The organism is Mucilaginibacter celer (assembly GCF_003576455.2).
GTDB classification, from domain to species: Bacteria; Bacteroidota; Bacteroidia; order Sphingobacteriales; family Sphingobacteriaceae; genus Mucilaginibacter; species Mucilaginibacter celer.
This window is the reverse complement of sequence record NZ_CP032869.1, coordinates 6,150,713-6,175,217: the sequence shown is the minus strand read 5'-3', so window position 1 is coordinate 6,175,217 and position 24,505 is coordinate 6,150,713. Positions and strand designations below refer to the sequence as shown.

21 protein-coding genes are annotated in these 24,505 nt (G+C 44.4%); 13 read left to right on the top strand and 8 right to left on the bottom strand.

What is annotated here, in order from left to right; translation table 11 throughout:
- Positions 1–8 precede the first annotated feature (8 nt).
- The 8 genes from HYN43_RS25710 (at position 9) to HYN43_RS25675 (ending at position 8,736) form a co-directional block, all read left to right on the top strand.
- Positions 9–998 carry a beta-ketoacyl-ACP synthase III gene (locus HYN43_RS25710; RefSeq protein WP_119406744.1) on the top strand — a complete coding sequence of 330 codons (990 nt, stop codon included), beginning with the start codon at positions 9–11 and terminating at the stop codon, positions 996–998.
- A gap of 255 nt (positions 999–1,253) precedes the next feature.
- Entirely contained in the window at positions 1,254–1,727 is a 474-nt protein-coding gene (gene accB / locus HYN43_RS25705) for an acetyl-CoA carboxylase biotin carboxyl carrier protein (protein ID WP_119406743.1), read from the top strand.
- Between the two features lie 149 nt (positions 1,728–1,876).
- The gene (gene accC, locus HYN43_RS25700; RefSeq protein WP_119406742.1) at positions 1,877–3,211 is read left to right on the top strand and encodes an acetyl-CoA carboxylase biotin carboxylase subunit; all 1,335 of its coding nucleotides are present in this window, start codon (positions 1,877–1,879) and stop codon (positions 3,209–3,211) included.
- Between the two features lie 76 nt (positions 3,212–3,287).
- Entirely contained in the window at positions 3,288–4,157 is an 870-nt protein-coding gene (gene tatC / locus HYN43_RS25695; protein ID WP_119406741.1) for a twin-arginine translocase subunit TatC, read from the top strand.
- Between the two features lie 178 nt (positions 4,158–4,335).
- Positions 4,336–4,773: a ribose 5-phosphate isomerase B gene (rpiB, locus tag HYN43_RS25690; protein ID WP_119406740.1), complete on the top strand. Its 438-nt coding sequence runs from the start codon at positions 4,336–4,338 to the stop codon at positions 4,771–4,773.
- Positions 4,774–4,857: 84 nt separating this feature from the next.
- Entirely contained in the window at positions 4,858–6,459 is a 1,602-nt protein-coding gene (locus tag HYN43_RS25685; protein WP_245447021.1) for a M28 family peptidase, read from the top strand.
- A gap of 331 nt (positions 6,460–6,790) precedes the next feature.
- Positions 6,791–8,182: a LutB/LldF family L-lactate oxidation iron-sulfur protein gene (locus HYN43_RS25680; protein ID WP_119406739.1), complete on the top strand. Its 1,392-nt coding sequence runs from the start codon at positions 6,791–6,793 to the stop codon at positions 8,180–8,182.
- Positions 8,183–8,187: 5 nt separating this feature from the next.
- The gene (locus HYN43_RS25675) at positions 8,188–8,736 is read left to right on the top strand and encodes a dihydrofolate reductase family protein (RefSeq protein ID WP_119406738.1); all 549 of its coding nucleotides are present in this window, start codon (positions 8,188–8,190) and stop codon (positions 8,734–8,736) included.
- Between the two features lie 240 nt (positions 8,737–8,976).
- On the opposite strand, the gene HYN43_RS25670 is transcribed toward HYN43_RS25675, so the two are convergent.
- From HYN43_RS25670 to HYN43_RS25640, 7 genes are all read right to left on the bottom strand, one after another.
- A complete protein-coding gene (locus HYN43_RS25670) occupies positions 8,977–9,537 on the bottom strand; it encodes a hypothetical protein (RefSeq protein ID WP_119409122.1) in 561 nt (186 codons plus the stop codon).
- 79 nt (positions 9,538–9,616) lie between these two features.
- Positions 9,617–10,540, bottom strand: coding sequence for an ROK family protein (locus tag HYN43_RS25665; protein WP_119406737.1), 924 nt, complete (start codon positions 10,538–10,540; stop codon positions 9,617–9,619).
- Between the two features lie 60 nt (positions 10,541–10,600).
- Positions 10,601–11,179, bottom strand: a complete 579-nt coding sequence (gldD, locus tag HYN43_RS25660; RefSeq protein ID WP_119406736.1) for a gliding motility lipoprotein GldD — start codon at positions 11,177–11,179, stop codon at positions 10,601–10,603.
- Positions 11,176–11,982 (bottom strand): shikimate dehydrogenase family protein, encoded by an 807-nt coding sequence (locus tag HYN43_RS25655; protein ID WP_119406735.1) that lies wholly within the window; start codon positions 11,980–11,982, stop codon positions 11,176–11,178. Before HYN43_RS25655 ends, gldD begins: the two co-directional genes overlap by 4 nt.
- Before the next feature lie 77 nt (positions 11,983–12,059).
- On the bottom strand, positions 12,060–13,070 hold the full coding sequence (locus tag HYN43_RS25650; protein WP_119406734.1) for a hypothetical protein: 1,011 nt from the start codon (positions 13,068–13,070) through the stop codon (positions 12,060–12,062).
- Positions 13,071–13,184: 114 nt separating this feature from the next.
- Positions 13,185–14,624 (bottom strand): pyruvate kinase, encoded by a 1,440-nt coding sequence (pyk, locus tag HYN43_RS25645; RefSeq protein WP_119406733.1) that lies wholly within the window; start codon positions 14,622–14,624, stop codon positions 13,185–13,187.
- Between the two features lie 66 nt (positions 14,625–14,690).
- Entirely contained in the window at positions 14,691–15,116 is a 426-nt protein-coding gene (locus HYN43_RS25640) for an IPExxxVDY family protein (RefSeq protein ID WP_245447019.1), read from the bottom strand.
- 148 nt (positions 15,117–15,264) lie between these two features.
- On the opposite strand from HYN43_RS25640, the gene HYN43_RS25635 reads away from it, so the two are divergent.
- Genes HYN43_RS25635 through rnc form a run of 3 tightly spaced genes read left to right on the top strand, consistent with a single transcriptional unit; the run spans position 15,265 to position 17,514 of the window.
- Positions 15,265–15,501, top strand: a complete 237-nt coding sequence (locus HYN43_RS25635) for an acyl carrier protein (RefSeq protein WP_031266521.1) — start codon at positions 15,265–15,267, stop codon at positions 15,499–15,501.
- Positions 15,502–15,521: 20 nt separating this feature from the next.
- Positions 15,522–16,775, top strand: coding sequence for a beta-ketoacyl-ACP synthase II (fabF, locus tag HYN43_RS25630; RefSeq protein WP_119406732.1), 1,254 nt, complete (start codon positions 15,522–15,524; stop codon positions 16,773–16,775).
- A 13-nt stretch (positions 16,776–16,788) separates the two neighbouring features.
- Positions 16,789–17,514, top strand: a complete 726-nt coding sequence (gene rnc / locus HYN43_RS25625; RefSeq protein ID WP_119406731.1) for a ribonuclease III — start codon at positions 16,789–16,791, stop codon at positions 17,512–17,514.
- Between the two features lie 261 nt (positions 17,515–17,775).
- Here rnc and HYN43_RS25620 read toward each other — a convergent pair whose 3' ends face one another.
- Positions 17,776–19,338, bottom strand: coding sequence for a glycoside hydrolase family 10-like protein (locus HYN43_RS25620; protein WP_119406730.1), 1,563 nt, complete (start codon positions 19,336–19,338; stop codon positions 17,776–17,778).
- Between the two features lie 338 nt (positions 19,339–19,676).
- On the opposite strand from HYN43_RS25620, the gene HYN43_RS25615 reads away from it, so the two are divergent.
- On the top strand, positions 19,677–20,591 hold the full coding sequence (locus tag HYN43_RS25615; protein ID WP_119406729.1) for a hypothetical protein: 915 nt from the start codon (positions 19,677–19,679) through the stop codon (positions 20,589–20,591).
- 546 nt (positions 20,592–21,137) lie between these two features.
- Positions 21,138–24,476, top strand: coding sequence for a vitamin B12-dependent ribonucleotide reductase (locus HYN43_RS25610; RefSeq protein WP_119406728.1), 3,339 nt, complete (start codon positions 21,138–21,140; stop codon positions 24,474–24,476).
- The last annotated feature ends 29 nt before the right edge of the window (positions 24,477–24,505 follow it).

The window sequence follows — 24,505 nt, the reverse complement described above, 5'->3', positions numbered from 1 at the left end:
TTATAAAGATGAGTAAAATTCATGCCGCTATTACCGCTGTACATGGTTACGTTCCCGACTATGTATTAACCAACCAGGAACTGGAAACAATGGTTGATACCAACGACGAGTGGATTACCAGCCGTACCGGTATCAAAGAGCGACGCATATTAAAAGGCGAAGGCCTTGCTACATCTGATATGGCGGTCCCCGCTGTTACCGAACTTTTACGGAAGCGCGGTATCGGTGCCGACGAGATCGATCTTATCATCTTCTGTACTACCACCCCCGACATGATCTTCCCGGCTACGGCCAACGTTTTAGCCAATAAAATTGGCGCTAAAAACGCGTGGGGATTTGATTTACAGGCAGCCTGCTCAGGCTTCCTTTACGGCTTAACATCGGGTGCGCAGTTTATTGAAAGCGGCAAGCATAAAAAGGTATTGGTTGTGGGCGGCGATAAAATGTCGGCCATTGTAAACTATAAAGATCGTGCTACCTGTATTATTTTTGGCGATGGCTGCGGCGCTGTTTTATTGGAACCAAACGAAGAAGGTAATGGCCTGATCGACTCTATCCTGAAAAGCGATGGCGCGGGCGGCCAGTATTTAAACCTTAAAGCCGGTGGTTCATTAAAACCTGCAAGCCATGCTACTGTTGATGCCGGCGAACACTTTGCCTACCAGGAAGGCCAGGCAGTGTTTAAATTCGCGGTTACCAATATGGCAGATGTTGCACACGAGGTTATGGAGCGTAATCACCTTACAGGCGATGATATTGCCTGGCTGGTACCGCACCAGGCCAATAAGCGCATTATTGATGCTACTGCAAACCGCACAGGCATCAGTCCCGAAAAAGTGATCATTAATATTGAACGTTACGGCAATACTACCAACGGTACCATCCCCCTTTGTTTATGGGAATGGGAAAGCAAATTTAAAAAAGGTGATAACCTTATTTTAGCAGCTTTTGGCGGTGGCTTTACCTGGGGTTCGGTATATTTGAAATGGGCTTATTAATTTCGGATGTGCAGATTTTAGATGAGCAGATGTGCAAATTGAGTTTTTAAGTACATTTGCAGCATCAAAAAAATAAAACATCCGTAAAAGGTACATGTTATCTGCTTATAGAAGAGTACATAATCCGGATCACCGCAGTATTCGATCCACTAATTAGTTAATTAACATATAATGTGCACATCTGCATATTTGCATATCTGCACATTTGATTATAATTTAGGTATAAAACTGTCCAAAACCAATTAATCCTTCAACATGGATATTAAACAAATTCAGGACCTTATTCGCTTTGTTTCAAAATCGGGCGTAAACGAAGTATCGATCGAGCAAAAAGATTTTAAGATCACAATTAAAACCAGCGAGGTTCAGCCTACGGTAGTGCACGCAACCATCCCGGCCGTTACCCAACCGGTTACACCTGTGTTGCCAGCCGCTCCTGCACCAACTCCAACCGAGCCTGCAGCCCCGGCCGCTCCTGATACATCTAAATACATCACCGTAAAATCACCGATGATCGGTACTTTCTACCGTTCGGCCGGTCCGGATAAGCCTATGTTTGTAAACGTTGGCGACGAAATAAAACCAGGCAGCGTGGTATGTATCATCGAAGCGATGAAACTGTTCAACGAAATCGAATCGGAAGTTTCAGGCCGCGTAGTAAAAGTACTTGTTGACAACGCCTCACCGGTTGAGTACGATCAACCTTTGTTTTTAGTAGAACCAGTTTAATTGATGTGCGGATGTGCAGATTATAAATGTGCAGATGAATGCAATAAGTCATCTGCACATTTATAATTTGACCCGTTCATTGAGTTTATCATATTCGTTTTTTCATCTGCATATTTGCACATCTGTAATTTGCACATTAAAGAAAAACCATGTTTAAAAAAATACTAATAGCTAACCGTGGCGAGATCGCCCTTCGTGTTATCCGTACCTGTAAAGAGATGGGTATTAAAACGGTAGCTGTATATTCAACTGCCGATCGTGATAGCCTTCATGTGCGTTTTGCTGATGAAGCTGTATGTATCGGTCCGCCGCCAAGCCGCGATTCATACTTAAATATCCCTAACATTATATCGGCTGCCGAATTAACCAATGCGGATGCTATCCACCCTGGTTACGGCTTCTTATCTGAAAACGCTAAGTTTTCAGCTATCTGCGCCGAGTACGGTATCAAATTTATTGGTGCCACTGCTGAGCAGATTAACCAGATGGGAGATAAAGCTTCGGCTAAAGATACCATGAAAAAAGCCGGCGTACCTATCGTTCCCGGTTCGGAAGGTTTGTTGAGCGATGTAAAAACAGGTATCGCTATCGCCAACAAAATTGGCTACCCGGTTATCCTGAAAGCTACTGCCGGTGGTGGTGGCCGTGGTATGCGTATTGTTTGGAAAGACGAGGAGTTTGAAAACGCCTGGGATTCGGCCCGTGCCGAGTCGGGTGCTGCTTTCGGTAACGACGGCTTATATCTTGAAAAATATGTTCAGGACCCGCGCCACATCGAGATCCAGGTAGTAGGCGACCAGTTTGGTAAAGTATGCCACCTTTCTGAACGCGATTGCTCTATCCAGCGCCGTCATCAAAAACTGGTTGAAGAAGCGCCTTCGCCTTTCATGACCGAGAAACTTCGTAAAAAAATGGGCGACGCCGCCATTAAAGGTGCCAAAGCCGTTAATTATGAAGGTGCCGGTACCGTAGAATTTTTGGTTGATAAAGACCGCAACTTCTACTTTATGGAGATGAACACCCGCATCCAGGTAGAACACCCGGTTACCGAAGAGGTAATCAACTTCGATTTGATTAAAGAACAGATTAAAGTAGCTGCCGGTATACCTATCTCGGGCAAAAACTACGAGCCAACAATGCACGCCATTGAGTGCCGTATCAATGCCGAAGATCCGTTTAACGGTTTCCGCCCGTCACCAGGTAAAATAACCAATTTCCACTCTCCGGGTGGTCATGGTGTACGTATCGATACTCACGTGTATTCAGGTTATATTATCCCTCCAAACTACGATTCGATGATTGCCAAAGTTATTTGCGTGGCTCAAACCCGCGATGAAGCTTTAAGCACCATGGAACGCGCCCTGAGCGAGTTTGTGATTGAAGGTATCAAAACCACCATTCCATTCCATTTAAAATTATTGAAGGATCCTAACTTCCGCGCTGGTAACTTTACCACCAAGTTTATGGATACGTTTGAAATATAAAACAGCAAATTCAAACTATCTTCATATAAAAAAACGTACTTAGCACGATAACGCTTATACAGCGGTATATATTACAATGAGCGAGAACAAGATCATCAAGGCCATCAAGGAAAAAGGGAAAACGTTAGAGGCAGAAATGTCGTTTTTTGATCACCTCGAGGCTTTAAGATGGCACCTCGTACGGGCTTCGATAGCCATTGTAGTATTTACCGCTGTTGTTTTTTATTATTACGACTGGATCTTTGATACCATTATCATGGGTCCGAGTAAATCAACTTTCTGGACCTACCGCATGCTGTGCAAAATCGGCGCAGCCCTGCACCGCGACGGCTTTTGTATAAACAATGTACATGTTAAACTGATCAATACCGAAATGGCAGGTCAGTTTACCCTCGAAATCAACTCTGCGCTAATTATAGGTATCACCATGGGGATCCCTTACCTTATATGGGAGATTTGGCGCTTTATTAAGCCCGCCCTTCATGATGCAGAGCGCAAAGCCGCCACCGGTTTTGTGTTTTATGCCTGTTTGCTTTTCTTTACAGGAGTTTTATTTGGCTATTTCGTAATCACGCCAATGTCTATCAACTTTCTTTCGGGTTTTACAGTGAGCTCTGCTATTGAAAACCTGTTCGATGTTGATTCTTACATCTCATCAGTTGCAACTTTAACACTTGCCACAGGTGTGGTGTTCCAATTGCCTATTATCGTTTATATATTGGCTAACCTCGGCGTCATGACCCCAAAATTCATGAAAGAAACCCGGCGTTATGCTATTGTAGTTATTCTGGTTATTGCAGCCGTTGTAACCCCAACGCCGGATATGCTTACCATGACGGTAGTAAGTATCCCGCTTTTTGTTTTATACGAGGTAAGTATTGTAGTTGCCGGCCTTGTTGAAAAACGTAAGATTAAAAAGGAGCAGGAATTTGATAAAGTGTCTTAAGTTTTAAGCGCATTTTCAAAAACATTCGATTTTTTCACGTCAAAAACCATCCCTTTTTTTACGAAAAGTGATTTCGGCTTATTTTATGATTCGGCCGCGACCTGTAAAGCCGTAAATTCGCTCGTTGTATAACAAATTATTTACCTTTAGCAGTAGTAAAACGTTATACTTTTGAAAAATGAAGCAAGGACTAAAAATCGCTATCGGCTCGGACCATGCCGGCTTTGATTACAAACAAATTTTAACAGAAGCATTACCTGATGCCGAAATAAAAGATTTCGGTACCTATTCACCCGATTCGGTTGATTATCCTGACTTCGCCCATCCCGTTGCCGATGCCGTTGAAAGCGGCGAATGCGACCTGGGCATCCTGATTTGCGGCGCGGCCAATGGTGTAGCCATTACCGCCAACAAACACCAGGGCATCCGTGCGGCCATCTGCTGGAAGGAAGAAATTGCCGTACTGGCCCGCAGTCATAATAACGCAAATATAGTTTGCATCCCGGCCCGCTTTGTTACCCCCGAAGAAGCAAAAGCCATAGTAACCACATTTTTAAACACCGAATTTGAAGGCGGCAGGCACGCTACAAGGGTAGGGAAAATTGCATGTGCGTAGTTTTAGAGATTAGAGGTTGGAGATCAGAGATTAGTTAGGGCATATCGCTATTTTGCTTTTACTATGATCTATCAACCATGACCTATGAACCGTCCCAACAAAGAACTATTAACTAAAAGAATGAATAAATTACCATTATTGATCCTTGCGTTGGCATCGGCTACAGCGGCCTGTGCACAGCAAAACGCTACGGCTGTTAAATACGCCGGGCTTATTACTGCCGAGGATGCCAAAAAACACTTAAGTATCCTGGCTTCGGATGCCTTTGAAGGTCGCGAAACAGGTAAACCGGGCGCCGAAAAGGCTGCCAACTATATTGCAGGCGAGTTTAAAAAATTAGGCCTGCAGGGCCCTGTTAACGGATCGTACTTTTTTGATGTGCCGCTTACCGAAAACGGCTTAAAAGTCACCGCATTCACCATTAACGGAAAAGCTTTTGAATTTGGCACCGATTTTTATTTCGGCGGTTCGTTCCCTGATAAAAGCACATCGGTAAATGATGTTGTATTTGTAGGTTACGGTACCGACGAGGAAATTGGCAGTATCGATCTTACCGGCAAAATTGTGCTTTGGATAAATGAAGATAAACCGGTGGCCGGCACCACGCCAAACACCAGCTACCGCATGAGTACTGCGCGTACCAAAATTGTAAAAAACTTACAAAGCAAAAAACCGGCTATTATCTTGGCTGCCAATCCCGGTATTGGCGCTGTGCTTAGCCGCTTTGGTAAAAGCATCACCAGTCCACGTTTAACCATTAAAGACGAAAGCAGTAAACCTGCAAACACCAGCGCCCCGGTAATTAACATCAACGGCCCCATGGCTGATGAGCTGGTAAAGCCAGCCGGTAAAACTTATGCCGATTTAAAATCAGCTTCGGCTGCAGCGATAGTTCCGGCCGCCACTATTAAAAACGATGTTGTTGTTAACTACATCAGCGTTAAAAAAGATGTAAAAGCAGTAGATGTATTGGGCTATATGCCGGGTACCGATCTGAAAGATGAAGTATTGATCTTCTCGGCCCATTACGATCATATTGGTTTGGTAGCCGACGAGAAAGCCAAAGATAAAGTAAACAACGGTGCCGATGACGACGGTTCGGGTACTACCGGCATCCTCGAAATTGCCCGTGCTTTCGCTAAAGCCAAAAAAGACGGCCACGGTCCACGCCGCAGCATCCTGTTTTTAGGTAACGTTGGCGAAGAAAAAGGTTTGTTAGGTTCTGAATATTACTCAGATCATCCTGTATTCCCATTGGCTAATACCATTACCGATTTAAATATCGATATGATTGGCCGTGTAGGTGAAGAGTACATTGGCAAGCCCGATTCGGCTAATTATGTTTACCCTATCGGTTCGGCCATGCTGAGCAAGGAATTGCACCAGATAGGCGAAGATGCCAACAATACTTACACCAAGCTAAAACTTGATTATAAGTATGATGATCCTAACGATCCTAACCGTTTTTACTACCGCAGCGATCATTACAACTTTGCTAAACACGGCGTGCCAATTATCTTCTACTTTAACGGTGTACATGCCGATTACCACCAGCCAGGTGATGAAGTAAGCAAAATTAACTTCCCATTGTTGGCCAAACGCGCTCAACTGGTATTCTATACAGGTTGGGAATTAGCTAACCGCGATAAACGCCCGGTTGTTGACGGAAATGCGGGGAAAGAGTAATTGTTAGTGAGTGGTTGATTGGGTTGATTAGGTGAATGGTTGTCTCACAAATAAATAAAACAGAAAAAGGCGCACAGTTTGCGCCTTTTTCTGTTTATGAAGATAGCTGAATAGCTACCGCAGGTTTAGCGCAACGTAACCTATGGTTAGGCATGACTTCAGTTTATAACTTAAGTTCCACTCGGGTCAGAGACCCGAACTATTTTACACCACGGGTTACGCTGCGCTAAACCCGCGGCAGTGAAAATTATTTATCAAAAAACACAACCACTCACCTAATCAACCCAATCAACTACTCACTTTTAAAAAACAAAACCCTATTTTCGCATATATGGGAGCAACCTCGGAAGAATTCCTGGTAAAATCAGAGGAAAAAGCCTTTGATGCCGATCATCGCCGCATTATCAATTTTAATATCGACCGTTATAATACGGCCGTGGCCCGCGGCTTGTCGCGGGTTGTTAATTTGGATAATGCCAAAAAGAAGGGGCATGTAATTAAGTGGAAGGTGATGGAAAACCTGGATAAATTCCTCCCCGAGTTTGAGGCCAACTTTCAAAAACGTGGCGGCAAAGTGATCTGGGCAAATGATGTGCAGGAAGCCCAACGCGAGATCCTGAACATCATCAAAAAAGCCGGTGCCAAAACCGTGGTGAAATCAAAATCGATGGTTACGGAGGAGGTTCATTTAAATGAATTTCTGGAAAGTAATAACATCGAATCACTCGAAACTGATCTGGGCGAATACATTGTACAGTTGCTTGGCCAAAAGCCATACCATATCGTTACCCCGGCCATGCACCTCAGTAAAGAGGATATTGCCAAACTTTTCCACGAAAAATTTGGCACCCCGCCGGATGCCACCCCGGAACAGATTACCCTGAAAGCCCGCGAAATGCTGCGCGAAAAATATGTGCAGGCCGATGTAGGCATTACAGGTGCTAACTTTTTACTGGCGGATACCGGCAGCATTGCCATCAGCGAAAATGAGGGTAATGCAAGGCTTTGCACCACCTTTCCTAAAATACATATCGCCATTGTCGGCATTGAAAAGGTCATCCCGTCAATTACTGATCTTGATCTGTTTTGGCCGATGCTTTCAACCCATGGTACAGGGCAAAACCTTACAGTTTATAATACTATACTAAGCGGTCCGCGCAAACCAAACGAAACCGACGGTCCGGAGGAAATGTACGTGGTGTTGCTGGATAACGGCCGTACCAACCTGCTGGCTCAAAAAGATCAGCGCCAGGGTTTGTATTGTATCCGTTGCGGGGCCTGCCTTAACGGTTGCCCTATTTATAAAAACATTGGCGGCCATACTTTTGCTACCACCTACAGCGGGCCTATCGGATCAATCATTACCCCGCACACGCAGGGCATGGAAGATTTTAAGCACCTCAGCTATGCTTCAAGCCTCTGTGGCAAATGTACCGAGGTTTGCCCGGTTAAAATCGATATCCATAAAATGCTGCTGCTTAACCGCCGTGATGCCGTTAACCAAAACCTGGTAACCAACAAGGAGCGCTGGGGTTGGGCCATCTGGAAAAAAGGAATGCTTAAACGCAGCATGGCCGATTTTTTTGGTGGCGGAATGAAAAACTTCCTGCTCAAAACCTTCTTCAAGCGTACCTGGGGTCATTTACGCGAGATGCCTAAGGTGGCCGATAAATCATTCAGTAAACAATGGCAGGAACTGCATAAAAGCGAACCTGAAGATTAAAGCCCATGCGCAAAATAATTTTGAACCTTGCAGTAAGCCTTGATGGCTTTATAGAAGGCCCCAACGGCGAATACGACTGGTGTTTTAACGACCAGGATTATGGCCTCACGGAGTTTTTCAACGCCAGCGATGCCATATTTGTTGGCCGTAAAAGTTATGAACTCATTATGAATACCGATCCTAACATGTTTGCCGGGATAAAGCTATACGTGTTTTCGGATACTTTGAATGAACCACAGGGCGGGAATGTTGAGCTTATCCGCTCTGGCGATTTCTTAAAACGTGTTGAGGAAATCAGGGCCCAAGATGGAAAAAACATTTGGCTATTCGGCGGGGCAAGCCTTGTTTCGGCTTTTATTGAGCATAATCTTATTTCCGAACTTTTATTATCCGTTCATCCCATAATCTTAGGTGCCGGGCGACCACTTTTTACAGATATTAAAGAGCGGGTGCAACTGGTGTTACTTGGCAGCGAAACATTTTCGAGCGGCCTGATCCAGTTGCGGTATACTATGAAGCCTAAGTTTGATTTGGGGATGCTTGAGGGGATGTAGTTGGTTGGTAATCTTAAAAAAAGCTGTCATTTCGACGAACTGCGAAGGAATCCGTGGGGCGGGTGAGGAGAAATCTTGTACGCTCTGCTTCATAACTTTGCATCGCGATTTGCGAGGCGTACAAGATTTCTCTTTCGCCCCATCACTCAATTCCGCCCTGCTCTATCGAATGACATTTTCTTTTTATGAAAAACTTGTACCCGCATTAATATATCATCAATTTCCTATCAGGAATAAAATCTATTCAATCGCTATCACCACAAACTCCTTCTGCATCTCTTTTACCCTTGCCGCCATGCGTTTTATAAACAGGTAGTTTGCGGTACCGCCAATCACAGCGCCAACAACCGGCACCAGGCGCTCGGCTGTACGGGTGCCTAATATCATCAGCATCCGTTCGGCAATGCCTTCCATCATGCTGCGGGTAATGGCTACACCAGCCTCTACCTTAACCGAGGTGGCAACAAGACTCATAAAATCATCAAAGCCATTTTCGTAAGTACCGCGGTAATAATACATGATGCCCATAATGGCCCTGAATTGCTGGGTAATCAGGTTTATAAAATCAAACGGAATCCCGGCAACAAGCGTGAACATGCCCCCGCTACCGGCCATAGCGCCCGAGCCTGCAGCCAGACAGGCACATTGGTTAATAAAACCATCTATACCAAGTTTATCAACGCCGTTTTTTATTTTAAGCTGATCGATACCGTCGAATATTTTACGGAAGCCGATATGGGCAAGGTTTTCGGTATGCAACCTGAGGTCGCTGCCTATTTTATTGAGTTTGATGAGTTTCATGGTTATCATATAAGCACTGTTTTTAACATTGCTTATATCGATAACAAAGGATATAGCGGGCTGTTTGTTTAGTAACTAATTATCTTAAATGCTGCCTCAAATTTTCAATGGCCCCAAGGGGTACAACCCTTTCACCCAATTCGGCAATTACCACTTTAGGTCCCGGCAAAAAAAGCTTCATGATGTGCTTTTGCATCTCCTCATATACCTTAACGGCTAATGGCTCTCCCAGCAATGATAAGCCTCCCCCTAAAACAATAAGATCCGGGTGAAAAAGATGTACTGCATGCGATAAACCGAAGCCAAGATCGGCAGCGGTAACATTCAATATTTTTAAGGCAGTGGCATCTCCCTCGTCAATAGCGGTTAAAAGTATTTTTGCCTCGCCGCCATTTAATCCCTCGCAAAGCCGGGCGAGAACACCATCCGGCTCACGGGCCATCGCGTCCCGTATCTTTTTATCAACCGCCCAGCCGCTGCAGCTATCTTCAAGTGTTAAACCTTCGCGGTTAAGGCGGATATGTCCTATTTCTGCTTCGCCAGGTTTGGCACCGTGATAAATTTCGCCGTTAACAATCATGCCGGCACCTACGCCGCTGCCAAGGGTTATGTAAAGCACATGTTCATAACCTTTGCCTGCGCCCTGTATTGCTTCACCAAGGGCGGCAACATTGGCGTCGTTTTCTAAAATAACCGGCACATTAACCATTTGCTTCAGCCATCCGGAGATATCAAAACCATCCCAGCCACTTAACTGGTGCGATTTGGCAATGCGCCCGGCTTCCCTGTCAACCGGGCCGCCAAAGCCGATGCTGATACCCCGAATATGAAATTCTTTTAAAACACCGGCTATAGTTTGAGTTATGGACTCCTGTATACCTGCAGCGCCGCGGCTTTTATCAACAACAAAACGAAAAGTTTGAATGATGGCCAGGGCATCATCAGCCAACACTACCTGGAGTTTAGTGCCTCCTATTTCGATACCGATGTAGCAGGTTTGCATAGGTTAATTATTTTTCAGCCAAATATATCTTGCATCCTGATTTCTGATCTCTTGCCTCTCTTATCTCCACTTAAAACTTTTAATCATCACGGCTATATCCTGCTTAATAAAATTAAGCACGGGCTGGATCGAATCAAGCCTCGGTTCGCTATTGAAGTACAGCGCGCCGCGGATGTAGTTTTGAGTACTATCGGTAAGAAAAAACTGTGCCGATGAAGCTGCGTTACCATCAATGGTGTAGTAAATGCCGTAAACCTTTTTATCGGCATAATGAATAATGCCTTCATCAATTGATGTGGCCTTTACAGTATGTTTAAACGCAAAAGTGCGGGCATCTTCCACCAGTTCGTTAAACTCTTTTTTTGAAGTAACCGGCTGATAGCTTAAATGCAGGGTAGCTTTAAACTGCGGAAACTGCATGTTAACCCAGCAGGGCTTGGCCCCGGCCTTTTTATCGGGCTCAATAACTGCATATTTGGGATAAGTAAAAGTATAGGGGCAACCGGCGGTATATTCCTGGTATTCCTTTTTAGGGAACATAATGCGGTAAAAGCCCCGCGGCTTTGGCGAATAGTCATGATTGCCACCGCATGCTGCTAAAAGCAATAAGGTCACAATTACTAAAGCTGCATATTTCATGGATGCTTTTCTTTTGAGGTCCAGATCTCCCATGATTTTTCGGCCTGCAGCACCAGCATTTCGTAACCGTTTTTGGTAACAGCTCCGCGCAAACGGCCTTCCCGTAAAAACATGGTTTCTTCGGGGTTATAAATCAAATCATACAGTACATGCCCATCTTCAATATAATCATAAGGTATGGGCGGGCATTCATCAACATTGGGATAGGTGCCCAGCGGCGTGGTGTTGATAATAATTTTATGATGCATGATGTGGTGCGGCTTCAAATCCTTAAACAGGATATTATCCGGCTGATGCGTGGGTTTGCGTGTTACCACTTTATAACTGATGCCTAAGTTTTCAAGCACACACTTTACCGCCTTTGCAGCTCCGCCGTCGCCCAACACCAGGGCATCGTCGTTTCCATCGCCTATCAGGGGTTTTAATGATTGCTCAAAGCCATAAATATCGGTATTGTAACCTTCCAGCCTGAAATCGTGATCTTTTACTCCTATCTCGCCCGAAAAAGCAGCCTCTATCGGGCTCTCGGCGGTTACACGGATACAGTTAACGGCACCTGCTGTACGGGCATCGTGCTCAATCCAATCCAGGTAGGGCAGTACATTTATTTTATGGGGGATGGTAACGTTCAGGCCTTTAATATCGGGATGCTCGTCAAGCAGGTCCTGCAGGTCTTTAATATGTTCTATGGGGTAAAGATCATAGCGACAGTCGGTAATGCCCTCGGCCTCAAACTTTTCGGTAAAAAACTTTTTCGAAAACGAGTGCGAGAGCGGAAATCCTGTAAGTCCGTAGTGTTTCATTATCAATTTTTATATCGATGCTAAAGCGCTAAAGTAATCAATTATAGCTGTACGTGGGTATGGTTTTTGGCGGGCTATTAGTCAAAATGAATTTCCTCAAGATATAAAAACTCACCGGATGAGCTATCCCGGGAAAAAACATAACAATTCCAAAAGTGAGGATCGTCCATTGTGCATGACGAATCTAAGTAAGGCTCCTGATCCCAATTAGAAATTTGCTGCAGATCAGCAATGATTAAATCCCCATAAAAAAAGGAAAAGTCGTGTTCAGTTTTACTGAAATAGGTCCATCGGTAAAACTTACCCTCATTAAGAAAAAAATACTCGAGCCTCCATTTACCTTGATTATTTTCTATCAAACCACAAAACAAGGTATACTTTTTATGTTCAGGAAAAATCATTGTGTAACCATATCTTAACTGATCGGCACTTACAAAATTCTCATAATCCCGAATTTTTAACTTTTCAAAAAAGGGTTTTAGGTATTCTTCATTAATATATATACAATAAGCATGGTTCAACCGCTCTTTCCTTTCCTGTTTTATTATGGATACCATCCAGGGAACATTTTTAAACTCGAGAGATGTCGGCGATAAACCCATCTTGGGATAGCCTTTTAGGTCAATCTCTTTTTCGGGCAGAAAAAGGCTACTCTCCCATGTTTTGCCCGATGTAATATTTGCTTCAGCCCGTTCTTTTAGTTTAACCTCTTCTAAGTCATTCCCATAAAAACAGAGGCTTGGAGTAATAAACCATTCGTTCTCAAAAAACACCCCCATAAATAAAACTGAAAAATATAGGTAGATGCCTTCATCTATGCATTCCTTAGGAGTTTTGCTTTGCCAGGAATTTGAATCGACTTGCTTTCTTGTTTTTTCAATATCGAAATACATTGCAGAACTACCCATTAATTGTTCATGGTGCCAGATAAATTCATCATAATCAACTGTAGAAAGTTTCACCCAGGTGCATGCATAAAATTTATCTTCGACAGGGTTAAAAATCCCTCCATAATATCCATACAACAAATTTCGGTGATAACGGCGTTCAAGGATAGCTTTTATATCATGGTTATAAGGTAGAGGCATATTTATTTATAAATTATCCGAATATATAATTTTGGCTCAAAATAAATCCAACAAAAAAGCCCGCCAGTTACCCGGCGAGCCTTCTTCATTAAAAGTAAGATTTTTTATAAAGCCTTATTCAATAACGCTTAATTTAAGCGTATTGGTTTTACCTTGTTTAATAATAGGTGTTGCAGCAGTGTTAACAACCACATCGCCTGTTTTAATCAAGCCTTCGGCTTTCAGAATATTGTTTACATCGGCAATAGTTTGATCGGTACTTTCCAGCTGATCGTAGTAGAATGTACGCACACCCCAAACCAGGCTCAGCGCGTTTAACAGCTGTTTGTTTGAAGTAAAGATGTAAGTGCTGGCTTTAGGCCTGTGGCTCGAAATTTCGAAAGCGGTGTAGCCCGAGGTAGTCATCGATACGATACCTGCAGCGTTACTTTGCCCGGCAATATGCACCGCCGATTCGCAAAGGGCATTGCTCAGGAAGTTTGGAGATGATGGGTCTTTAACAACGGCCTCTTTAGGCGCATTGAAAGGATAGCCAAGCTCTTCAACATTACGTACAATTTTGGCCATAGTTTCGATAACGATAACCGGGAACTCACCAACAGATGTTTCACCGCTCAGCATCACGGCATCGGCACCGTCAAGTACAGAGTTGGCAACGTCATTCACCTCGGCACGGGTTGGGCGCGGAGTAGTGATCATCGACTCCAGCATCTGGGTAGCAACAATTACCGGTTTTGAAGCCGCACGGCATTTACGGGCAATCATTTTTTGCAGCAAAGGCACTTCTTCAAGCGGCATTTCAACACCCAGGTCGCCACGGGCAACCATCACACCGTCTGTAGCGGCAACAATGGCATCAATATTTTCAATAGCCTCCGGCTTTTCAACTTTGGCAATAACTTTGGCTGCCGAACCATTACGGGCAATGATGCGTTTCAGGTCGATAATATCTTCGCCTGTACGTACAAATGATAAACCTATCCATTCAACATCCTGTTTAAGGGCAAATTCAAGGTTGATCAAATCCTCTTCGGTTAAGCTTGGGATAGATACTTTAGTATTTGGCAGGTTAACACCTTTACGGGATGTTAAGATACCGCCATGTACAACCTCGCAGATAACAGTATCGGCACGGTTGGTTTCAATAACTTTTAATTGCAGTTTACCATCATCAAGCAAAATAATTTCGTTTGCCTGTACATCCTGTGGGAAGGTTGGGTAAGTGATGTAAATCTGCTCATCATTACCAATACACTCGTGCGTGGTAATTTTAATCTGAGTACCGTTTACAAGGTGAATACCGCCGTCTTTTACAAGGCCGATACGGATTTTAGGGCCCTGCAAATCGGCAAGGATGCCCACGTTGGTTTTGTATTGCTCGTTAATTTCGCGGATAAGATCGATCACTACTTTATGATCTTCGGGCTTACCGTGCGAAAAATTAAGACGGCAAATGTTAACACCGGCCTTGATCATCGCTAATAAAACATCTTTTTTAGCTGATGCCGGCCCCATGGTGGCAACAATTTTTGTACGATTATAGTATAGTTCCATATTATTCGGGTTAAAAACTGGAGGGTATTATAAATGATTGTAAAACCAACATTTTAAAATTCGGCGCTAAAATAACAGATTTTCCCGTGATTTTATTTTTTTTGGATCAATCTTTACGGCCGCAACCACTTCGGGTATTTTATTGAGGGATGACACTATTGTATCAAGCTCATTATCATCTATATAGTTACGAATCATTAAAAAATAATCGGCACTTTTTATTTCGGGTACAAGGTAACCATCTGATCCTTTATTACCTATAAAATAAAAATCTGTTTCGGTAGTTTCCCAACTGTAGCGGTATAATGAGAATAAAACAGGCTCGCTGCCCTGGTAAATATCAACTTCCAGGTCATCAACCTTAACAAAATCAAAATTTAAATATTTGTTGATAAGATAACAAATGCGGTAATCTTTAAGTGAAGTTGTTACCGCGATGAGCACAAAATCAAAATCGATCTCAAACTTTAAAAATTTCCTGTTCAAAATCATTACTTTTACGGCGTCAAAATTACTAATACAAACCGTTTCAATAAAATTTTGTTTAGAGATTTATATTGTAAAAGTTTTAGATTTGTTTATTGGCAGAATTTATTTTTCTTTGCACAGAATTTTTATTAATCATTAAACTATAAAGACTATGTCTGATATCGCTTCAAGAGTAAAAGCTATTATCGTAGAAAAACTGGGTGTTGACGAAAGTGAAGTTACACCAGAAGCGAGTTTCACCAATGATCTTGGTGCCGACTCGTTAGACACCGTGGAATTAATCATGGAGTTTGAAAAAGAATTTAACGTGGCTATTCCTGACGATCAGGCTGAAACTATTGGTACTGTAGGCCAGGCTGTTGCTTACCTTGAAAAAAACGTTAAATAAGAACTCCCTAACTGGATTAAATGGAGTTTAAAAGAGTTGTAGTAACCGGGCTTGGAGCGCTTACTCCTATTGGTAATACCGTTGCAGATTACTGGAACGGCTTGATCAATGGAGTAAGTGGCGCTGCCTTGATTAAGAGTTTTGATACCGAAAAGTTCAAAACTAAATTCGCGTGCGAAGTGAAAGGCTTTGACGCGGATGGTTTTTTGGGCCGTAAAGACGCCCGTAAATTGGATCCTTTTGTTCAATACGCGCTCTTCTCAACCGAAGAAGCTGTACAGGATGCCGGATTAGATTTTTCGAAACTGGATACCAGCCGTATAGGCGTTATCTGGGGTTCGGGTATAGGCGGTTTAAAAACCTTCCTCGACGAGGTGATGACTTTTGCCAAAGGCGATGGTACTCCACGTTTTAACCCCTTCTTTATCCCTAAAATGATTGCCGACATAGCCCCCGGCCATATTTCTATTAAATATGGTTTGCGTGGACCTAACTTCACTACCGTTTCGGCATGTGCTTCATCAAATAACTCGCTTATCGATTCATTTAACTATATCCGTTTGGGTAAAGCTAATATGTTCATCAGCGGTGGTTCTGAAGCTATCATCAACGAAGCCGGTATCGGCGGTTTTAACGCTATGCACGCCCTGTCAACCCGTAACGACGATCCAGCAACAGCTTCACGCCCGTTTGATCTGGACCGCGACGGCTTTGTAGCAGGCGAAGGCGCAGGCACCATCATTTTAGAAGAATTAGAGCATGCTAAAGCCCGCGGCGCTAAAATATACGCCGAAATGGTGGGTGGCGGCATGAGCGCCGATGCTTACCACATGACAGCCCCTCACCCCGATGGTTTAGGTGCTGCATTTGTAATGCGCGCGGCCCTTGAAGATGCAAACTTAACACCTGCCGATATTGATTATGTGAACGTTCACGGCACATCAACCCCAATCGGTGATCCGCAGGAAGTAAAAGCAATACAGGATGTGTTTGGCGATGATATTTACCGTATCAACATTAGCTCAACCAAATCAATGACAGGTCACCTTTTAGGTGCTGCCGGTGCGGTTGAAGCTATCGCGTCGATACTGGCGTTGAAAAACGGCATCATCCCTCCAACCATTAATCACTTTACTGATGATCCTGCTTTTGATCCTAAGATCAATTTCACTTTCAATACCGCTCAAAAACGCGATATAAGGATGGTTCAGAGCAACGGATTTGGTTTTGGCGGCCACAATGCTTCTGTAATATTTAAAAAGTACGAAGATTAATTGTGGTAATTTGATGCCTATAAGTCGGTTCTACAAACTATACCTGTCCCCTAACCGGAAATATGTTAAAATATTAAAGAATTTGCTCGGCTTCGTGCCGGGCAATTTGTCTTTATACCGAATGGCCTTTCGCCACAAATCGGTTGCGCAAAACATTAAGAAGGGGGTAAAGAACAGCAACGAACGCCTGGAGTTTCTGGGTGATGCCGTGCTGGGCAGCGTTATTGCCGAAGTATTATTCAAATTATACCCTTTTGAGGACGAGGGTTTCCTCACCGAATTGCGCTCAAAAATTGTAAGCCGCGTAAACCTCAACGCGCTTGGCAAAAAACTTGGTTTCGATAAACTGATTGAATATGATAACCGCATGCTTAACTCAAGCAGGCAGGGATCATTACTGGGCGACGCCTTTGAAGCCCTTATTGGTGCCGTATACCTTGATAAAGGGTACGATTTTACCAAAAACTTCCTGATTAACCACATCATTAAACCCCATATTGATATCCACAAGCTTGAGCAAACGGAAACCAATTTCAAAAGCAAGCTTATTGAATGGTGCCAGCGCCACGGCCGCGATATCATTTTTGAACTGGTAACCAACCAGGACGGCGAAAGTACTAAACTTTTCACCGTACAAGCCAATATTGATGGCGAAGTAATGGGATCTGGCAAAGAATTCAGCAAAAAGAATGCTGAGAAACTGGCAGCTGAGAAAGCTTGTGAGGCTTTGGGGATATAATTGTCTGAATCAGAATTTACAGAATTTTAGGATTAGCAGAATTTGTCTGAACCAGAATTTGGGGGAATTATTAGAATTTATCGAATTTGCTTAGCTTTCTTTTACCCCGGCGGTCGTGTCTCCACGACCGCATGCAAGTGTTTTGTCTGAACTCGAATTTGGGGGTATTATCAGAACTTACTTATTTATTCTGTCAATTCATTAATTCAATAAATTCGAGTTCAGACAAAAGCGAAAAAATCCCATAAATCCCGGTTCAGACTACGGTACCGTCACCGCAATAGTAGGTGATCGCTCACTCTCATTCTTCATCCTATCCAGCGCCGTGACCACATAAAAATAGGTTTTGCCCTTCACCACGGTATTATCATCATAACCTAATGCAGCATCGTATTTTATTTTGAGGATGTTTTTCGGGTTATCCACATTAATCTTTTCACCATCATCAAACCTGTAAATCACGTAACCATAAACGGGTTCTTCATCCTTGGCCTGTGTGGGTGTAAGCCATTTTAATGAAACTGATCTGCCGATAGCTTTGGCGGTTAGCTGTTGCGGCGCATTAGGCGGTATCGAATCGCGCCATAACATTACCGGCGGCAGGGCCGGGTACTGGTAATAATTATCGCGCAGCGAGTCGGTAAAGCCCAGCGGATTGCTGGTGAGCGAGTTTGAACTGAAGTATACGCTGCCCTGTACCCTCGGATTATCGCGAATCAGCTGAATCTGTTGCGGCAGTTGTGATGGATTTTTAAACGCCAGCACCTTACGCTCGTTGATACGATATGCGGCCTGGCCAATATATAAATGCCTGCCAAAGGTATTATCGCCCCACCAGTTTAATAGCTTTTGAAAATCGGCAGCGCGGTTGCCTATCTGCCAGTAGAGCTGTGGGTTGATATAGTCAATCCAGCCCTCCTGCACCCATTTGCGGGTATCGGCATAGTTTTCATAATATGACGAGCCTCCGTTAGTTTCCGAGCCCTCTTCATTTTGCGTCTTGTTTGCCCAGATGCCAAACGGACTGATACCAAATTTAATGTTAGGATCGTGCGCATGTACGCTGTCGGCAATCATGTGGATCAGCAGATCAACATTGTGGCGGCGCCAGTCTTTGATATTGTCATAACCTTCGCCGTATTGCTTAAAGGTTGCATCGTCGTTTATTTTTTGGCCGGCAATGGGATATGGATAAAAGTAATCATCCATGTGTACACCGTCGATATCATAATTATCAACCACATCCAGTATCACCTGTACAATATAATCGCGCACCTCGGGCAAACCCGGGTTAAAGGTTTTGATGCCGCCGTAGGTAAAAAACCACTCAGGCTTTATTTTGGTGATATGCTGCGGACTCAATGCTGCAAAATTACCATCAAAAGTGGCCCGGTAGGGGTTAAACCAGGCATGCAGTTCCATGCCACGCTTGTGTGCCTCGGCAATGGCAAACTCCAGCGGATCATAAGCAGGAGTAGGCCCCTGCCCCTGTTTTCCGGTTAAATATTTTGACCATGGCTCGCGGCTTTTGGCGTAGAAAGCATCGGCAGCGGGCCTTACCTGCAGCATCACCGCGTTAATACCTGTTTCCTGGTGCGAGTTGAGGATATTAATCAGTTCCTGCTTTTGCTTATCGGATGGCGATTTGGAGTTGGTTGGCCAATCGATATTAACTACGGTAGCTATCCATACTCCCCTGAATTCGCGTTTGGGCTGCATTTTAACATCAACCGGGGCGGGAACAAGCTCGGCCGGTTGTGCGGTTGCACGGAGGCTTGCAAACAGAATTACAATCAGGAGTATGAGGCGTTGGGATATATGCATTAAACAGATTTAAACGTAAGCGCTGCAAAGATATAAACTACTAACGTAGCGGGTTTATTATCAAGTATAAAAAACCAACCTTTATTGTGTTTTAAACATATTGTATTTAATTTAGCTTTACGCCTACACAATTAATGCAGTAAATTTTATTTAAAATCATATTTTTAGTGTTTCAACGTTCAATACGTTTAATCGCCAAAAATAAAACACCTGTATAAGCCTACAGGAAAACAGGTTATATCAATTAACCGTTGATATGCCCCATTTTTTTAAACACAATAGTAAAAACGGTGTTATCACACGGCTTACTATGCTAAAACTTAAAACATTTAATTGCTATGGAAAACCAATCTGGGCAACAACCTAAAAAAAACTCGAACGTTATTTATTTTTTAATTGTGGTTGTACTTGCTTTGTTAGGAACCGATGTTTACCTGTACCTGCAAAAAAACAACTCTGATAAAAAAATAGTTTATCAGCATGATGAGCAAACAAAGCTGCAAACCGAACTGGACAGTCTCGAATCGCAGGTGGAGCAGGTAACTGCAGGCAAAGCCAAAATGACTGCCGAATTAACCGCTAAAAACGACTCGCTGAAATCGACCATTAAAGTATTGCGGGCAAAGCTGGCCAAAGGCAAACTTACCGCCCATGAACTTGCCAAAGTGCAGGAAGACGTTAAACAGCTGCGTTACTTTGTAACCAACTACACTGCCCAGATTGAGGAACTGAAAAAACAAAACACCACCCTTGCCACCGAGCGCGATACGCTGAAAACCAACCTGGCTACGGTATCAAAAAAGGTGGATACGCTATCAAAACAAAATGAAGATCTGGGCGCTAAGGTTAAAGTGGCGCAGGCACTTAAGCTGGCTACAACAGATGTAGTTGCCTACAAAATAAAAGGCAGCGGTAAAGAGGTTGATGTAACCCGCGCCGGCCCGGCCAAAAAACTGAAAATTAACTTCACAGTTGCAAGCAACACACTGGCAACCAAAGCTATGCACGATATTTATGTGCGTGTGATAGATCCAACCGGTAACCTGATCACCGCTCCTGATTCGGGCACATTCAGCGCCGATGGCCAGGATTTGCAATACACCTACAAAACCGCTATTGATTTTAAAGACGACGGCGCACAGTATACTATCGATTGGATTAACCCAACCCTGCCATTTCAAAAAGGCACCTACACCATTATGCTGTATGCTGATGGCGGCACTATGGGTAAAACCAGTATTACGCTTAAATAATATTTTCTAATCAGTTTAAAAGCTATATAATAAACTCCCGGTAGCATGATTGCTGCCGGGAGTTTTTATTTGATGAGTTTTCATTTCTTTTTATTGCTGGTGCACGCGTGCCGCGTGTACCCCGTATGCACATCGTCGCCATTTATCTCCCGGCATCCGTCTGCGCCCTTATATGGGTCCCAGTTATTTCGGCATTGTCCTGATGTGATCTTTATATAACTCTCATAAAGGTATACGCGGCACGCGTGCACCAGCACCTGAATTTAGTTCGGCACTACAGTTTTAGGGTAGCCACCTTCGTCATGCTAAAATATATTCCCCTTATCGCTATTTCGATTGCACTACTTTTGAGTTATTAACACCATAAACAGCTAAAAAACAGCTAATTTAAATTCTGGTAAGTTCAGCTTGGGCCGTTTTCTTTCATCCTGTGGAAAACTCCAACTGGTATGCTATTCAGTATACTAATAGCTTTGATCTAAAACCCCTGAACCTTTTTTGTGTTGCATCTACTTGTTTAACTGTTATCATAATTAGGGAAAAGCTATGGCTAAAAACATTACCAAAAAAGCCTCCGCAAGCGAAGGAAAGGGACTCAAAACACAACGCTATTTCAGCAGGGAAGGCACAAGCGTTTATGACCTGTTTAAGTATGAAAAACGATCGTCGGTAATCCGCAACCCCTCGGGCGATGCCGTATTTGAGATGAATGATGTAGAGGTACCGGCGGGCTGGTCGCAGGTGGCAACGGATATCTTAGCTCAAAAATATTTCCGCAAGGCTGGTGTGCCACAGCCCGATGGTACAACCGGATCAGAAAAAAGCATTAAGCAGGTTGCCCACCGTATGGCCAATTGCTGGAAGGATTGGGGCATGCGCTATGGTTACTTCGCTACGCCAAAAGATGCCGAAATATTTTATGATGAAATTGTTTATACCATTGTTGGGCAGCAGGCTGCGCCAAACTCGCCGCAGTGGTTCAATACCGGTTTACATACCTCGTACGGTATTACAGGCAAGCCGCAGGGCCATTATTTTGTTGATCCGGTTACCGAACAGTTAAGCAAATCAACATCGGCTTATGAGCGGCCGCAGCCGCATGCCTGCTTCATCCTTTCGGTTGATGACGATTTGGTAAACGAGGGCGGCATTATGGATCTGTGGGTACGTGAAGCCCGCATTTTTAAATACGGATCGGGCGTGGGCACCAACTATTCAAAAATCCGCGGCGAAAGTGAAAAACTATCCGGCGGCGGCTATTCATCAGGCCTGATGTCGTTCCTGAAAATTGGCGACAGGGCGGCCGGGGCCATCAAATCGGGCGGAACAACCCGCCGCGCGGCCAAAATGGTTTGCCTTGATCTGGATCATCCGGAGATAGAAGGTTTTGTAAACTGGAAGGTGGAGGAAGAAAAAAAAGTAGCTGCGTTGATAGCTGCCGGTTACTCGTCGGATTATGAGGGCGAAGCTTATCGCACCGTATCCGGGCAAAACTCCAACAATTCAGTACGCATTCCCAACAGCTTTTTCACCGCTTTAAAAACCGGTTCGGCCTGGAACTTAATCAGCCGCATGAGCGGCAAAACAGTTAAATCAATCTCATCACAAAAGTTATGGGATGATATAGCCTTTGCAGCCTGGGCCTGTGCCGATCCGGGTGTGCAGTTTGACAGCACCATTAATGAGTGGCACACCTGCCCCGAAGGCGGCCGCATCAATGCTTCCAACCCCTGCTCAGAATACATGTTTTTGGATAATACGGCCTGCAACCTCGCATCCATCAACCTTGCCCATTTCTTTAACCCGCAAACCCGCGTGTTTGATGTAAAGGGCTTTGAGCACGCCTGCCGCATGTGGACCATCGTATTGGAGATCTCGGTGCTGATGGCCCAGTTCCCATCAAAAGAAGTGGCACAGCTATCTTATGATTACCGCACACTGGGCCTCGGCTATGCCAACTTAGGCTCGGCCCTGATGGTAAGCGGCATTGCGTATGACAGCGATGAAGCCCGCGCCATTGGCGGTGCCATTACGGCTATCATGACTGGCACTGCTTATGCCACCTCGGCCGAGATAGCTCGCGAATTAGGCGCTTTTAGCCGGTATAATGATAACAGGGAGCACATGATGCGCGTAATGCGCAACCACCGATACGCGGCCTATAACTCGACAGAAAATTTTGAGGGTCTGGAAATAACCCCTCCGGGTATCGATCAAAAAATCTGCCCCGATTACCTGCTTTCGGCCGCTTGCAATGCCTGGGACAGGGCTGTAGAAATGGGCGAAAAATATGGCTACCGTAACGCCCAAACCACCGTTATTGCGCCAACCGGCACTATCGGCCTGGTGATGGATTGCGATACCACCGGCATCGAACCCGATTTTGCGCTGGTTAAATTTAAAAAACTATCGGGCGGCGGCTACTTCAAAATTATTAACCAGGCTGTGCCCGAAGCCCTGCGCAATTTAGGTTACCAGGAGCATGAAGTTACCGCCATAGTTAACTATGCTAAAGGAGCCGCAACCTTAAAAGGTGCACCGCATATCAACTTAGATACCCTCAAAGCCAAAGGTTTTACTGATGATGAGGTGGAAAAGGTAGAGAAAGGCCTGGCATCCGCTTTCGAGATCAGTTTCGCGTTTAATGTATGGTCATTAGGCGAAGAGTGTTTAAAACGCATGGGGTTAACGGCTGAGCAATATAATGCGCCTGATTTTAATTTACTCCGGGCTATCGGCTTCAGCAAAAAACAAATTGCCGAAGCTAACGAATACATCTGCGGTACCATGACCATTGAAGGTGCGCCGTACTTAAAATTACAGCACTACCCTATTTTTGATTGCGCCAACAAATGCGGCACCAAAGGCGAGCGTTATATCCATGCACATGGCCACATCAAAATGATGGCCGCCGCCCAGCCTTTTCTTTCGGGCGCTATCTCCAAAACCATCAACCTGCCAAACGAAGCCCGGGTTGATGAAATTAAAGATTGCTATGAGCTATCCTGGAAACTTGGCCTGAAAGCCAATGCGCTTTACCGCGATGGTTGTAAACTATCGCAGCCGCTCTCAACCAAATCGGATGTGAAAGAGGAAGCAGATGATAAGCTGGATACGGTTGAAGAGGTTTTAGGCGAGGCCGCCAACGTAAAACTGGCCGATCTAACACCCGAGCAGGTAATTGAAGCAGCCATGGCCATTATGGAAAAATCGAAGGATACGGCTTTTATGCGCCAGTTGTCGCGCGTGGTGGAAAAGAAAAACCTGCCGTACAAGCGCCGTGGTTTCACCCAAAAAGCCAACATAGGCGGTCAAAATGTTTTTGTGCGCACCGGCGAATACGAAGACGGTACCCTGGGCGAGATTTTTGTGGATATGCATAAAGAGGGGGCCACCTTCCGTTCGTTGATGAACTGTTTTGCCATTGCCGTTTCGGTTGGTTTGCAATATGGTGTGCCACTGGAAGAATATGTAGAGAAATTCACCTTTACCCGCTTTGAGCCGGCAGGCATGGTAATTGGCCACCCGAACATTAAGAGTGCCACATCCATCATCGATTATATTTTCAGAATGCTGGGCTATGAATACCAGAACCGTACCGACCTGGTGCATGTAATTACCGAGGCGAATGGCACGCTGGGCAACCCACAGATGGATGATGCCGATTTCAATACCGACGAGACAAATGTTTATACCCCATCATCTACCGGAAATCAGGTATATGCAGATAACGCTGTAAATATTCAAAGAAAAGGCCTATCTTTCGATGTTAGTATGGGTGTGCAGAGCGATGCGCCCAGCTGCAATGTTTGCGGGCATACCACCGTACGTTCGGGCACCTGTTACAAATGCCTTAACTGCGGCAACTCGATGGGTTGCTCGTAATTAAATAAGGATTTCGCAATCAGTTATAA